Source organism: Streptomyces sp. NPDC001056 (genome assembly GCF_053598955.1).
In genome coordinates, this window is sequence record NZ_JBSFLI010000003.1 from 64068 (window position 1) to 75900 (window position 11833).

The window sequence follows — 11833 nt, forward strand, 5'->3', positions numbered from 1 at the left end:
TCCTGACCGGTTCCGGGGCGTGCTCCCGCGGGGCCCCCTAGGCTGCGCGTCCGTGACGGTGTCTTCGAGCAAGGCCATCCCGGACGGAAACGTCTTCCTCCTGCGGCGGGACACCCGCTTCGTCCTCCTCTTCTGCGCGCGGGTGATCTCCGTGCTGGGCAACGGCTTCGCACGCGTGGCCCTCGCCTTCGCGGTGCTCGCGCTGCCGGGCGCGGGCCCGGGCCGGCTGTCGCTGGTGGTGGCCTGCCAGGCGCTGCCGCAGCTGCTGTTCGTGCTGGTGGGCGGGGTGATCGCGGACCGGATGTCCCGCTCGGCGCTGATGGCCCTGGCGGATGTGCTCGGGGCGGGGGCGTACGGCGGCCTGGCCGCGATGGTCCTGACCGGCGCGGCCCCGCTGCCCGCGATGTGCGTGCTCGCCGTCCTGGCCGGCACGGCGACGGCCCTGTTCGCCCCCGCCTCCGAGGGCCTGGTCCCGGTGCTCGTCCCGAAGGAGCGCCTGCAACGCGCCAACGGCCTGCTGCGCATGGGCACCAACACCTCCCTGCTGCTGGGCCTGGCCCTGTCCGGGGTGACCGTGGCGGCGGTGGGCGCGGGCTGGGCGCTCGCCCTGAACGCGGCCTCCTTCGTGGTCAGCGCGGCCCTGACGGCGCGCCTGCGGGTGCCGGCGCGCCCCCGTGGCCGTACCTCCGGCTGGGCCGAACTGAAGGAGGGGTGGCGGGAGTTCTCCTCCCGGCAGTGGCTGTGGGTGGTGGTCGCGCAGTACGCCGTCGTGGTCGCCGCGCTCAACGCCAACGTGGGGGTCCTGGGCCCCCTGATGGCCTCGCAGCACCTGGGCGGCGCGCGCTCCTGGTCGGTCATCGTGGCCGCCCAGGCGGTGGGCACCGTCGCGGGCGCGGGCCTGGCGTCCCGGATACGCGTCCCGCGCCCCCTCCTGGTGGCCGTGCTGTGCACCTTCCCGGCGGCCGTACCGATCGCCCTGCTGGCGGCCTCGGCCCCCGTCTGGCCGACCGCCGCCGCCATGTTCGCCTCCGGCGTCGCGAGCGACGTCTTCGGCGTCCTGTGGATCACCACCATCCACCACGAGGTCCCCGAACAGGCCCTCTCCCGCGTCACCTCCTACGACTGGTTCGGCTCCCTCGCCTTCGCGCCCCTGGGCCTCCTGGTGGCCGGGCCCACGGCGACGGCGGTGGGAACGGGGCGGGCGCTGGCGGGGTGCGCGGCGCTGATCGTCCTCGCGACGGCGGCGGCGCTGCTGTCCCCGCAGGTGCGCACCATGCGCCGCGCGGAGGTGGATTGACGGCTGTCAGCCGGGCCAGGGGAGCACGGTGAGTTCCGGCCATTCGCTCTTCCACCGTGCCGCCTTGGCCTCGTAGACCTCCCGCGGGGCAAGCACCGGGTTGGGCCGGACGACGAGGTCGAACACGTCGGACAGCCCGTGCGGGGCGTAGACCGACCACGCTCCGCCGGGTTCGAGGCGCACCCCGAGACAGCAGGTCGTCGCGGCGAACGAGTCGATGGCGGCCTCCGTGGACACGTACGGCGGGCAGGCCACCCCGAACTTCGCCTCGTACCAGAGGTGGACCCGCGCCTCGTTGCGGATCTCCACCTCGCCGGGCAGCCCGCCGAACACCTCCCGCCCGGCCCTGATCACGGCGTCCTCCGCGGCCCAGGACAGGTCGGAGCGGTCGAAGCAGAACAGGTCGTAGTCCTTGATGCCGTTCGTCGGCGGCCTCCCGGTGACGACGTTCCACACGGTCTGGAACAGGCACCCCGCCGTCACGTACCACCCGGGCAACGCCGGCGCGGCCGCCCGGTCCATCACCTCGACCAGCACCTCGTTCTGCCCGAGCACGTCCCGCAGCGCGTCGGACTCCCCGGCGACCGGTACCCGACCAGGCATCCGCACTCCCTACCGGGCACCGCCGCCCGTCCAAGGACTTCGTGGCTGTCCGGGGTGAACGGCCACTCCCGCACGACCGACCACAGCTCGGGCACGGTCAGCCAGCCGTACCAGGCCACCTCCCGGGCATCGGGCACCACGACGTCCGGCACCACGGCCTCGTGCACACCGAGCCAATGGGGGCTCAGGCCGCTCCGGTTGAGAAACCTGAACAACGGCCGCACCGGCACCAGGACGCCCAACTCCTCGGTCAGCTCCCGGCCCGCGGCCCGCGCGTACGACTCACCGGCCCCCACCGCGCCCCCGACCACGACCTCGTACCATCCGGGGTACCGCGCCAGCCGCTCCGCCCGCCGGTGCACGAGCACCCGCCCGTGCTCGTCCCGGCACACCGTCACGGCGACCCGATGCAACCACCCCTCCCGGACGGCCCGCCACCGATCGGCGACCCCGATCACCCGATCCCGCTCATCGACCCGCGCCACCGGTTCCCCCATCCCGCACACGATGCCAGACCCTCCAGCCGGAAGCCCTCCCTTCACCGCGGCACCCCGCCCGACACGCCGGCGCACTATTGCAAGCACGTGCTTGCAATAGTTAGCGGGGGTGGGGCATGGTGGAGGCATGGCATCACTGAACGTCGGCAATCTCGGTGAGTACCTGCGCGAGCAGCGGCGTAACGCCCAGCTGTCGCTGCGGCAGCTCGCCGAGGCGGCCGGGGTGTCCAATCCGTACCTGAGCCAGATCGAGCGCGGGCTGCGCAAGCCGAGCGCGGAGGTGTTGCAGCAGGTCGCCAAGGCCCTGCGCATCTCCGCCGAGACGCTGTACGTCCGTGCCGGAATCCTCGACGCCGAGCGGGACCGGGACGAGGTGGAGACGCGCGCCGTCATCCTCGCCGATCCCTCGCTGAACGAGCGGCAGAAGCAGGTGCTGCTCCAGATCTACGAGTCCTTCCGGAAGGAGAACGGATTCGGGACCGGCGAACCCGCGGGTGAGGACCGCACGGAGCAGGGAACAGACGCAGACGATGCCGGCTCGCGGCGGACGGCCGGCTGACGCCGGACCAGGGCACCGGGCGCCCGCCGCGAACCACACCACCTCAGCCGAACGCGAATCCGGGAGGACCTGATCACCATGGCCATCACCGACGACCTGCGCAAGACCCTCAGCGACCCGACCCCGCTCTACTTCGCCGCCGGCACCGCCGACCTCGCCCTCCAGCAGGCCAAGAAGGTGCCCGCGTTGGTCGAGCAGCTGCGCGCCGAGGCCCCGGCCCGGATCGAGAAGGTGCGCGGCACCGACCCGAAGGCCGTGCAGGAGAAGGCCGCCGCACGCGCCAAGGAGGCGCAGGAGACCCTGCAGTCCAAGGTCACCGAGCTGATCGGCGGCTTCGACGTCGACCTGAAGAAGCTCGGCGAGCAGGCCCAGGACCTCGCCCTGCGCGGTGTGGGCGTCGCCGCCGAGTACGCGGTCCGGGCCCGCGAGACCTACGAGAAGGTCGCCGAGCACGGCGAGCAGGCCGTGAAGACCTGGCGCGGCGAGGCCGCCGAGGACATCGAGGAACTGGCCATCGCCGTCGAGGGCAAGGCCGAGCCCGTCGAGGTCAAGGACGAGTCCGGCCGGCCCAAGGTCGCCACGCCCGAGGCCGCCGCGGAGAGGAAGGCCGCCGCCAGGAAGGCCCCGACCGCCCGCAAGGCCACCCCCCTGAAGAAGCCCACCCCTCCGGCCAAGTGACGGCGGTGGCACCCACGGGCCGGGCATCTTCGAGGTGTCCGGCCCGTTCCGCCCGTTCAGTGGGTACGGTTGCGGCGTAGGGACCGAGCGGCGGATCACGGACGGTGGCAACCATGCTGATGTTGGGCTTCACGGGATTCATGGGGATCCTGAAGATCGTCCTCATGGCCCTGGCCGCGTTCGCGCTCGTCGACGCCGCGGTACGGCGCGAGGACGCGTTCCGCGCGGCCGACAAGCAGAACAAGGTCTTCTGGCTGATCATCCTGGGCATCGCCCTGGTCGTCAGCATCCTCTTCTCGATCCTGTCCATCCTGCCGATCGCCGGCGCGGTGGCCAGCATCGTCTACATCGTCGACGTCCGCCCCGCCCTCAAGCACGTCACGGGCGGCAAGGGCTTCGGCCGCCGCCGCGGCAGCAGCAGCGACGGCCCGTACGGCCCGTACAACGGCGGCCGCTAGGACGGGGCCGGGCCGGCACCCGGCCGGCCTACGCCGTGCGGTCCAGCAGGACGACGGCCACGTCGTCCGTCAGCTCGCCCCCGTTGAGCCGCCGGACCTCCTGCACCGCGGCCCGCAGCAGCTCCTCGCCCCGCAGCCCCTCGGAGAGCTGCCGGCGGATCATCTCCACCATCCCCTCCTGACCGAGCCGCTCCCCGCCGGCCCCGACCCGGCCCTCGATCAGCCCGTCGGTGTACAGCATCAGGCTCCACTCGGCGCCCAGCTCGACCTGCATCCGGGACCAACGGGCACCGGGCAGCAGCCCGAGCGCGGGACCGTTGTTGTCGTACGGCAGCAGCCGCGCCGGCAGCCCGGGGCGGGCCAGCAGCGGCGCGGGGTGGCCCGCCAGGCACAGCCCCGCGTGGCGGCCGTCCGGCGCGATGTCCACCGTGCACAGCGTCGCGAAGATCTCCTCGTCCGCCCGCTCGTGCTCCAGCACCTCCTGCAGCGTGCCCAGCAGATCGTCCCCGCACAGTCCCGCGAGGGTGAGCGCCCGCCAGGCGATCCGCAGCTCCACACCGAGCGCGGCCTCGTCCGGGCCGTGGCCGCAGACGTCGCCGATCATCGCGTGCACCGTGCCGTCGGGGGTGCGCACGGCGTCGTAGAAGTCGCCGCCGAGCAGCGCGCGGGAGCGGCCCGGACGGTACCGCGCGGCGAACCGCAGCGAGGAGCCGTCGAGCAGCGGCGTGGGCAGCAGCCCCCGCTCCAGGCGCCGGTTCTCCTGCGCCCGCAGCCGGCTCTCGGTGAGCCGGCGCTCCGCGGTGTCGGATCGTTTCCGCTCCACCGCGTACCGGATGGCGCGGCTGAGCAGCCGGCTGTCCAGCTCGTCCCGGAAGAGGTAGTCCTGCGCGCCCACGCGCACCGCCTCCGCGCCGCGCTCGGAGTCGCCGGAGCCGGTCAGGGCCAGCACGGCGTGCCGGGGCGCGAGCTGGAGGACGTGCCGGAGCACGGCCAGCTCGTCGTCGGCGTCGCTGCCGCCCGGCGCGGGCAGCGCCAGGTCCAGCAGGATGCAGTGGACGTCGTCGGTGAGCAGCCGCTCGGCCTCGGTGAGGTTGCGGGCGGTGCGCACGCGGACCGGCTTGCCGGCCGAGTCCAGCAGTTCGGGCACGATCGGCGAGCCGACCGGGTCGTCCTCGATCAGCAGCAGGGTGAGAGTGGTGCCGCTGGTGGGCGCGGCGTCGCGGTGGGCCTCTTCCTTGAGGGGGCCGCCGACGGCGCCGGCGGCCTGCGCCTGACCACTCTCCACGGCCGGGATCGCTCTCTGCCGCGGTACGGGTACGGGCATCGTCCTGGGTTCCTTCCCTCCCCCCGAGGGCACGGCGGTGTCGAGGGGTCTCGACCCACCGACGGGGACCATAGCGGGTGCGGCCACCCCGATGGAATGGTGTGAGCCGCGTCGCTCTGGCTCAGGCCACTGTCATATGCCGCTTTCCGTAACGCAGTTGGACAGCGGACGGGGCTCCCGGGGATGACGAAGCTCACGTCATGCCCCGGTTTGAACGGGGGTTGGCGGTGGAGTGGGTCACATGACCCATGCCACTGGGGCAGAAGGCGTGTAACGCCCCTCGCGTGACCCCCCTCGCGCCCGCGACCCCGCGTGCCGCCCGGGTCACGCGTCGGGCCGTACGACCCCCAGGATCGGCATCGAACCCGCGCCCGCGACCGTCACCGAACGACCCGGACGCGGGGCCTGGATGATCGCGCCGTCGCCGATGTACAGGGCGACATGGCTGGCGTCGTCGAAGTAGATGACGAGGTCGCCGGGGCGCATGTCCTTGATGTCGATGTGCTTGAGCTGCCTCCACTGCTCCTGGGAGGTGCGCGGGATGGGCCGGCCGGCCGCGGCCCAGGCCTGGGAGGTCAGGCCCGAGCAGTCGAAGGAGTCCGGGCCCTCGGCGCCCCACACGTACGGCTTGCCCAGCTGGGCGGTGGCGAACGCCACGGCCTTCTCGCCCGCCGCGGAGGCCTTGCCGTGGATCCGCTTGAGGATTCCGGTGTCCAGCCAGGCGGTCTGCGCCTTGAGCGCGGCCTTCTGCTCCAGCTGGGCGAGCCGTTCCCGCTGCTTCTGCTCCAGCGACGACTCCAGCTTCTTCGCGGCGTCGATCTGCTGCTGGATCTTCTTCTTGGCGCTCGCCTTGGCCTTGCGGTCGGCGTCCAGCTTCTTCCACTGGGCGGCCGCGTCGGCGGCGTAGTCCTGCAACTGCTTCTGGGTGGCGGACTGTTCGCCGATCAGATGGTTGGCCGCCTGCTGGCTCTGCAGGACCAGCCCGGCGCCGTCCAGGAACTGGCCCGGGTCGTCGCTGAGCAGGAACTGGGCGGTGGGCGGCATCCCCCCGGTGCGGTACTGCTCCCGCGCCGTCGCGCCCGCCTGGTCCTTGAGCAGCGCGAGCTTCTGCCGGCCGGCCTCGATCTTCTTGGCCAGCGAGACGATCTCGGCGGACTGCTTCTTGGCCTTCTCCTCCGCCGCGTTGTACGCGTCGGTGGCCACGGCCGCGTCGTGGTAGAGCTTGTCCAGCTTCTCGCGGACCTGCTCAAGGTCCTTGTCCGGCACGGGCTTCGGGCCCGGACCCGGTGCGGAGCCGGTGCCCGGCGGGGGTGCCGGTGCGGCGAGTGCCGTCCCGGGCGCCGCGAGTACGGCCACCGCGCAGACCACGGTCAGGGCGGCCGCGAGCAGACCGCGCTTGCCCGTACCCATACCTACCCCCCAGCTGATTTACCGTCAGTAACTTGTGGACGCCTGAGGGATCGTGCCACGGCCGCGCGCAAAGCGACAGAGGCCGTAAGGAAAGTCTGATTTCCCCCGCACCCGGCCATGGCGGCGATCACCTCGCCCATGTGACGAACGAAGCGCGGAGAACGTTCCGTTGCCCGCCCACCCGAAAGGGTGGTTTCAGCTCCGGGGCGCCAAAGCGGCCCACGCCACGGTCACTTCGCCCTGCCGCCAGCGCGCCGGTCCGTCCGTCACCGGCCAGTCGGCCGTGAGGGAGCGCACCGTGCGCAGCCAGCGCTGCCGGGCGCCGTACGAGGCGTAGGGCGCGGCGGCCGCCCAGGCGCGGTCGAAGTCGCGCAGGAAGGCGTGCACCGGCTCGCCGGGCACATTGCGGTGGATCAGCGCCTTCGGCAGCCGCTCGGCGAGGTCGGAGGGGCGGTCGAGGGAGCCGAGGCGGGTGGCGAAGGTGACGGTCCGCGGCCCCTCCGGGCCGAGCGCCACCCACACATGCCGCCGGCCGATCTCGTCGCACGTCCCCTCGACCAGCAGCCCGCCGCGCGAGGCGCCGCCCGCGGGGGCCAGCCGTGCGCACAGCCGCTCCCAGACCGCGGCGACCTCGGCCTCGTCGTACTGGCGCAGCACGTTCGCGGCACGGATCAGCAGCGGGCGGCCGGGCACGGGGACCTCGAAGCCGCCGTGCCGGAAGACCAGCCCCTCCCGCTCGTACGGCCGGGCCGCCGCGACCCGCTCCGGCTCGATCTCGATGCCGACGACACGGGTGCCCGGGGCGGTGGCGCGGAGCCGGCCGAGCAGTTCCACGGCGGTCCAGGGGGCGGCGCCGTAGCCGAGGTCGACGGCGGTCGGGGCGGTGGCGCGGCGCAGCTCGGCGCCGTGGGCCGCGGCGATCCAGCGGTCCATGCGGCGCAGCCGGTTGGGGTTGGTGGTGCCGCGCGTCACCGTTCCCACCACGGGGGTCCCCCCGCTCGGGCGGAGCCGGGAGTGGGGGAGGGCCGATGCGCGGGTTGCCATGGGTACGAGGGTAAAGGGGGTGCGGCGGGGCTCCGGCGGCCGTTCGGGCCGTTCGCCCGGCCGCGAGGTTGAGCCGGTCAAGGTAATGATTCGGCAAAGCCGCTTGTTCCGGAAATGGTCCGCCCCCCGCCCGCTGTTGCACCCCCTTGGAGGGCGCAGGCGAGCCCTCCGTCCGGCATGCCCGCAGCAAGGAGGACCGCTACGTGAGCCAGTACGCCAGCAGGCTCGGGCGCCGCTCCCCGTCCGCCGCGCCCCGGCTCCGGCTGCTCCGCAGACCCCGCCGGGTCGCGATGCTCTCCGTGCACACCTCGCCCCTGCACCAGCCCGGCACCGGTGACGCCGGCGGCATGAACGTCTACATCGTGGAGCTGGCCCAGCGGCTCGCCGCGCTCGGCATCGAGGTGGAGATCTTCACCAGGGCCACTGCCGGCGACCTGCCGCCCACCGTCCAGCTCGCCCCCGGCGTCCTCGTCCGGCACGTCGACGCGGGGCCGTACGAGGGCCTCGCCAAGGAGGAGCTGCCCGCCCAGCTGTGCGCCTTCACACACGGCGTGATGCAGGCGTGGGCCGGCCACCGCCCCGGCTACTACGACCTGGTCCACTCCCACTACTGGCTCTCCGGCCACGTCGGCTGGCTCGCCGCCCAGCGCTGGGGCGTCCCCCTGGTGCACGCCATGCACACCATGGCCAAGGTCAAGAACGCCAATCTGGCCGCCGGTGACCGCCCCGAGCCCGTCGCCCGGGTCATCGGCGAGACCCAGATCGTGGCCGCCGCCGACCGGCTGATCGCCAACACCGACGAGGAGGCCGCCGAACTCGCCCGGCACTACGACGCCGACCCCGGCTCGGTCGCCGTCGTCCACCCCGGTGTCAACCTGGAGCGCTTCCGCCCCGCCGACGGCCGCGCGGCCGCCCGCGCCCGCCTCGGCCTGCCCGCGGACGCCCTGATCCCCCTCTTCGCGGGCCGTATACAGCCCCTGAAGGCCCCGGACGTGCTGCTGCGCGCGGTGGCCGTCCTCCTCGACGAACGCCCCGAACTCCGCTCCAAGATCCTCGTCCCCGTGGTCGGCGGCCCCAGCGGCAGCGGCCTCGCCAAGCCCGAGGGCCTGCAGAAGCTCGCCGCCCGGCTCGGCATAGCGGACGTCGTACGGTTCCACCCGCCGGTCGGCCAGGAGCAGCTCGCGGACTGGTTCCGGGCCGCGTCCTTGCTGGTCATGCCGTCGTACAGCGAGTCCTTCGGGCTGGTCGCCATCGAGGCGCAGGCGTCCGGCACCCCGGTGCTTGCCGCCTCGGTCGGCGGGCTGCCGGTGGCCGTGCGCGACGGCGAGACCGGCTTCCTGGTCGACGGGCACGAACCGGCCGCCTACGCGCGCGTCCTCGCCCGGTTCGCCGACGAGCGGGCCCTGACCGCCCGCATGGGCGACGCCGCCGCCCGGCACGCCCGGTCCTTCGGCTGGGACGCGGCGGCCGCGGCGACCGCCGACGTGTACACGGCCGCGATCCAGTCGTACCGCCGTCGCGTACGCTCCCACCATGGGTGATGTCGAGAAGGCCGGGCAGGTCCTGGCGGCCGTCTTCCAGGACGCCGAACTGGAGTGGGAGAACCCCGGGCCCGGCACCTACGTGGTCAGGCTGCCCGGCACGCACAAGCTGTCCACCACCGTCTCCTTCCTCGTCGGCCGGCACTCCCTCTCCCTGAACGCCTTCGTCGTGCGCCACCCCGACGAGAACGAGGCGGGCGTCCACCGCTGGCTGCTGGAGCGCAACCTCAGGCTGTACGGCGTGAGTTACGCCGTCGACCGGCTCGGCGACGTCTACGTCACCGCGCGCCTTCCGCTCGCCGCCGTCACCCCGGAGGAGATCGACCGGCTCCTCGGCCAGGTCCTGGAAGCGGCCGACGGCGCCTTCAACTCCCTTCTGGAGCTGGGCTTCGCCACCTCGATCCGCAAGGAGTACGCCTGGCGCGTCTCCCGCGGCGAGTCCACCCGCAACCTGGACGCCTTCAGGCACCTCATCGGCCGCCCGGCCGAGTGATGCGCTGCGGAGCCCGGCGCGCGCCGGCGCGATAGCGGCCCGGCGGCACCCCGACCAGCTTCCGGAAGTGGCGGGTGAGATGGGCCTGGTCGTAGAACCCGGTGAGCGTCGCCACCTCGCCCGGCGGCAGCCCGTCCAGCAGCAGCCGGCGGGCCCGGCCGACCCGGCGGGACATCAGGTACCGGTGCGGGGCGATGCCGTACGCGCCGCTGAACGCCCGTACGAGATGGGCGGGATGGGCGTGCAGCAGCGCCGAGGCCTCGGCGAGCGAGACCCCTTCGAGGACGCGGGCGTCCAGCAACTCCCGCAGCTCGCGGGCGAGGTCCGGATCGCGCCGAGGCGGCGGCGGCTCCACGCGGCGCAGCAGATGACCCCGCAGCCGCTCCCCGACCAGGGTCAGCCTGCTCTCCGCCTCCAGTTCGTCGCCGGGGCGGGCGAGGGCCGCGTGCAGCTGCCCGACGCGCAGGCGCAGCACGGGGTCGCGCAGATCGGGTCCGTCGACGGCCGCGCCGATCAGCTCCTCGCCCAGGCGGCTGCTGTCGAGGTAGACGACCCGCTTGCGGAAACCGCCCGGGGTCGCGGGGGAGCCGTTGTGCGGTACGTGCGGCGGCAGCAGGCTGACCGTGTCGAGCGGGGTGCCGTGCTCGTGCCGGTCGAGGTCGTAGCGGACCGCGCCGTCGTCCACGATGAGCAGCGTCCACGCGTCATGGACGTGCATCGGGTAGGCGTACTCGGTGAAATGGGCGTGGAACACCTCGGTGACGCCCGCCACCCGGGGACGCCACGCGCTCACTTCCTCCCCCGGGGCCCCGCGCGCGGCCCGCTTCACGGCCATGCAAACAACGTACAAGACGGCGCCGGGCGGCGATCGGCAGTCTCGTCCCATGAGCGCCATGACCTTCGAACCCGTCCGGTTCGACACCAAGATCGCCGTGCTGCTGCGCGCGGACCTCGCCCCCTGGCAGCGGCTGAACGTCACCGCGTTCCTGGTCAGCGGCCTGGGCGCGACCCTGCCGGAGGTGGTCGGGGAGCCGTACGAGGACGCGGACGGCGTGTCGTACCTGCCCATGTTCCGGCAGCCGGTGCTGGTCTTCGAGGGCGAGAAGGAGACCCTGCGCGCGGCCCACGGGCGGGCGCTCGGCCGGGCCCTGCCCTGCGCGGTGTTCACCGCGGACCTGTTCGCCACGGGCAACGACCGCGACAACCGCGCGGCGGTGCGCGCCGTACCGACGGCCGATCTGGACCTGGTCGGGCTCGCGGTGTACGGGCCGCGCAACGGGGTGGACAAGGTGCTGAAGGGGGCGCGCATGCACCCGTGACGCGCCCCCGCCCGCGGGGCCGGCCGGACCCCCGTACCGGCTGCCCCTGTCGGGCCCCGGTCAGTCGAACATGCCGGGCTGGTAGTCGCCCGCGGGCTGGCGGACGACGACGTTCACGCGGTTGTAGAGGTTGATGACGGCGATCAGGCCCACGAGGGCGGCGAGCTGCTCCTCGTCGTAGTGCCGGGCGGCCTCCGCCCAGGCCTCGTCGGTGACCCCGCCGGCCGCGTCCGCGATCCGGGTGCCCTGCTCGGTCAGCTCCAGCGCGGCACGCTCGGCCTCGGTGAACACGGTGGCCTCGCGCCAGGCGGCGACCAGGTGCAGCCGCTGCGTGGACTCCCCGGCGGCCTCGGCGTCCTTGCTGTGCATGTCGGTGCAGAACCCGCAGCCGTTGATCTGGCTGGCGCGGAGCTTGACCAGCTCCTGCGTCGCGGCCGGGAGGGTGGAGTCCGACAACACCTTCCCGGCCGAGTTGACGTACTTGAGGAACTTGCCGGCGACCGGGTTGGTCATGAGGTTCAGACGGGCGTCCATGGTGATGCGCTCCCTGAGTGGGTCGTCTTGCTCGCGGCTGGGTACACCTCGTTGACGGAGGGGAGCCGGGACAATG

The 11833-nt window shown here is 73.3% G+C and carries 14 protein-coding genes; 7 read left to right on the top strand and 7 right to left on the bottom strand.

The annotated features are described in order from the left end of the window. The first annotated feature begins 52 nt into the window (after positions 1–52). Positions 53–1297, top strand: coding sequence for an MFS transporter (locus tag ACWDD7_RS05005; RefSeq protein ID WP_450456396.1), 1245 nt, complete (start codon positions 53–55; stop codon positions 1295–1297). Positions 1298–1303: 6 nt separating this feature from the next. Here ACWDD7_RS05005 and ACWDD7_RS05010 read toward each other — a convergent pair whose 3' ends face one another. Together ACWDD7_RS05010 and ACWDD7_RS05015 are read right to left on the bottom strand one after the other, a co-directional pair. Beyond that, positions 1304–1900: a nucleotidyltransferase family protein gene (locus tag ACWDD7_RS05010; RefSeq protein ID WP_450456397.1), complete on the bottom strand. Its 597-nt coding sequence runs from the start codon at positions 1898–1900 to the stop codon at positions 1304–1306. After that, positions 1819–2397, bottom strand: coding sequence for an NUDIX domain-containing protein (locus ACWDD7_RS05015; protein WP_450456398.1), 579 nt, complete (start codon positions 2395–2397; stop codon positions 1819–1821). Before ACWDD7_RS05015 ends, ACWDD7_RS05010 begins: the two co-directional genes overlap by 82 nt. A 127-nt stretch (positions 2398–2524) precedes the next feature. Here ACWDD7_RS05015 and ACWDD7_RS05020 point away from each other — a divergent pair, with 127 nt between their 5' ends. The 3 genes from ACWDD7_RS05020 (at position 2525) to ACWDD7_RS05030 (ending at position 4092) form a co-directional block, all read left to right on the top strand. Next, positions 2525–2956 (top strand): helix-turn-helix domain-containing protein, encoded by a 432-nt coding sequence (locus ACWDD7_RS05020; protein ID WP_351874139.1) that lies wholly within the window; start codon positions 2525–2527, stop codon positions 2954–2956. Between the two features lie 78 nt (positions 2957–3034). Then, positions 3035–3634 carry a hypothetical protein gene (locus tag ACWDD7_RS05025; RefSeq protein ID WP_450456399.1) on the top strand — a complete coding sequence of 200 codons (600 nt, stop codon included), beginning with the start codon at positions 3035–3037 and terminating at the stop codon, positions 3632–3634. A 113-nt stretch (positions 3635–3747) separates the two neighbouring features. Then, on the top strand, positions 3748–4092 hold the full coding sequence (locus ACWDD7_RS05030; protein ID WP_351874144.1) for a DUF2516 family protein: 345 nt from the start codon (positions 3748–3750) through the stop codon (positions 4090–4092). 28 nt (positions 4093–4120) lie between these two features. On the opposite strand, the gene ACWDD7_RS05035 is transcribed toward ACWDD7_RS05030, so the two are convergent. The 3 genes from ACWDD7_RS05035 to ACWDD7_RS05045 all read right to left on the bottom strand — a co-directional run bounded on the left by ACWDD7_RS05035 (position 4121) and on the right by ACWDD7_RS05045 (position 7870). Further along, a complete protein-coding gene (locus ACWDD7_RS05035) occupies positions 4121–5416 on the bottom strand; it encodes a PP2C family protein-serine/threonine phosphatase (RefSeq protein WP_351874147.1) in 1296 nt (431 codons plus the stop codon). 324 nt (positions 5417–5740) lie between these two features. Beyond that, on the bottom strand, positions 5741–6826 hold the full coding sequence (locus ACWDD7_RS05040) for a C40 family peptidase (RefSeq protein ID WP_392216981.1): 1086 nt from the start codon (positions 6824–6826) through the stop codon (positions 5741–5743). A gap of 195 nt (positions 6827–7021) precedes the next feature. Then, positions 7022–7870, bottom strand: a complete 849-nt coding sequence (locus ACWDD7_RS05045; RefSeq protein ID WP_450456400.1) for a class I SAM-dependent methyltransferase — start codon at positions 7868–7870, stop codon at positions 7022–7024. 203 nt (positions 7871–8073) lie between these two features. Here ACWDD7_RS05045 and mshA point away from each other — a divergent pair, with 203 nt between their 5' ends. Further along, entirely contained in the window at positions 8074–9411 is a 1338-nt protein-coding gene (gene mshA, locus ACWDD7_RS05050; protein WP_351874152.1) for a D-inositol-3-phosphate glycosyltransferase, read from the top strand. After that, positions 9404–9904 carry a type III secretion system chaperone family protein gene (locus ACWDD7_RS05055; protein ID WP_351874154.1) on the top strand — a complete coding sequence of 167 codons (501 nt, stop codon included), beginning with the start codon at positions 9404–9406 and terminating at the stop codon, positions 9902–9904. Before mshA ends, ACWDD7_RS05055 begins: the two co-directional genes overlap by 8 nt. Here ACWDD7_RS05055 and ACWDD7_RS05060 read toward each other — a convergent pair. Then, positions 9882–10739: a helix-turn-helix domain-containing protein gene (locus tag ACWDD7_RS05060; RefSeq protein WP_450456401.1), complete on the bottom strand. Its 858-nt coding sequence runs from the start codon at positions 10737–10739 to the stop codon at positions 9882–9884. The genes ACWDD7_RS05055 and ACWDD7_RS05060 overlap by 23 nt on opposite strands. Between ACWDD7_RS05060 and ACWDD7_RS05065 the strand changes: the two genes are divergently transcribed. Next, a complete protein-coding gene (locus ACWDD7_RS05065) occupies positions 10738–11223 on the top strand; it encodes a DUF2000 domain-containing protein (protein ID WP_351874158.1) in 486 nt (161 codons plus the stop codon). The genes ACWDD7_RS05060 and ACWDD7_RS05065 overlap by 2 nt on opposite strands. Positions 11224–11283: 60 nt before the next feature. Here ACWDD7_RS05065 and ACWDD7_RS05070 read toward each other — a convergent pair whose 3' ends face one another. Then, positions 11284–11757 carry a carboxymuconolactone decarboxylase family protein gene (locus tag ACWDD7_RS05070; RefSeq protein WP_285559032.1) on the bottom strand — a complete coding sequence of 158 codons (474 nt, stop codon included), beginning with the start codon at positions 11755–11757 and terminating at the stop codon, positions 11284–11286. Positions 11758–11833 lie beyond the last annotated feature (76 nt).

Bases quoted from the DNA above. Each gene is read 5' to 3' on its own strand.
- ACWDD7_RS05040 (WP_392216981.1), bottom strand. From the start codon at position 6,826: ATGGGTACGGGCAAGCGCGGTCTGCTCGCGGCCGCCCTGACCGTGGTC.
- ACWDD7_RS05010 (WP_450456397.1), bottom strand. From the start codon at position 1,900: ATGCCTGGTCGGGTACCGGTCGCCGGGGAGTCCGACGCGCTGCGGGAC.
- ACWDD7_RS05060 (WP_450456401.1), bottom strand. From the start codon at position 10,739: ATGGCCGTGAAGCGGGCCGCGCGCGGGGCCCCGGGGGAGGAAGTGAGC.
- ACWDD7_RS05070 (WP_285559032.1), bottom strand. From the start codon at position 11,757: ATGGACGCCCGTCTGAACCTCATGACCAACCCGGTCGCCGGCAAGTTC.
- ACWDD7_RS05015 (WP_450456398.1), bottom strand. From the start codon at position 2,397: ATGGGGGAACCGGTGGCGCGGGTCGATGAGCGGGATCGGGTGATCGGG.
- ACWDD7_RS05035 (WP_351874147.1), bottom strand. From the start codon at position 5,416: ATGCCCGTACCCGTACCGCGGCAGAGAGCGATCCCGGCCGTGGAGAGT.
- ACWDD7_RS05045 (WP_450456400.1), bottom strand. From the start codon at position 7,870: ATGGCAACCCGCGCATCGGCCCTCCCCCACTCCCGGCTCCGCCCGAGC.
- ACWDD7_RS05020 (WP_351874139.1), top strand. From the start codon at position 2,525: ATGGCATCACTGAACGTCGGCAATCTCGGTGAGTACCTGCGCGAGCAG.
- ACWDD7_RS05055 (WP_351874154.1), top strand. From the start codon at position 9,404: ATGGGTGATGTCGAGAAGGCCGGGCAGGTCCTGGCGGCCGTCTTCCAG.
- ACWDD7_RS05065 (WP_351874158.1), top strand. From the start codon at position 10,738: ATGCAAACAACGTACAAGACGGCGCCGGGCGGCGATCGGCAGTCTCGT.
- ACWDD7_RS05030 (WP_351874144.1), top strand. From the start codon at position 3,748: ATGCTGATGTTGGGCTTCACGGGATTCATGGGGATCCTGAAGATCGTC.
- ACWDD7_RS05025 (WP_450456399.1), top strand. From the start codon at position 3,035: ATGGCCATCACCGACGACCTGCGCAAGACCCTCAGCGACCCGACCCCG.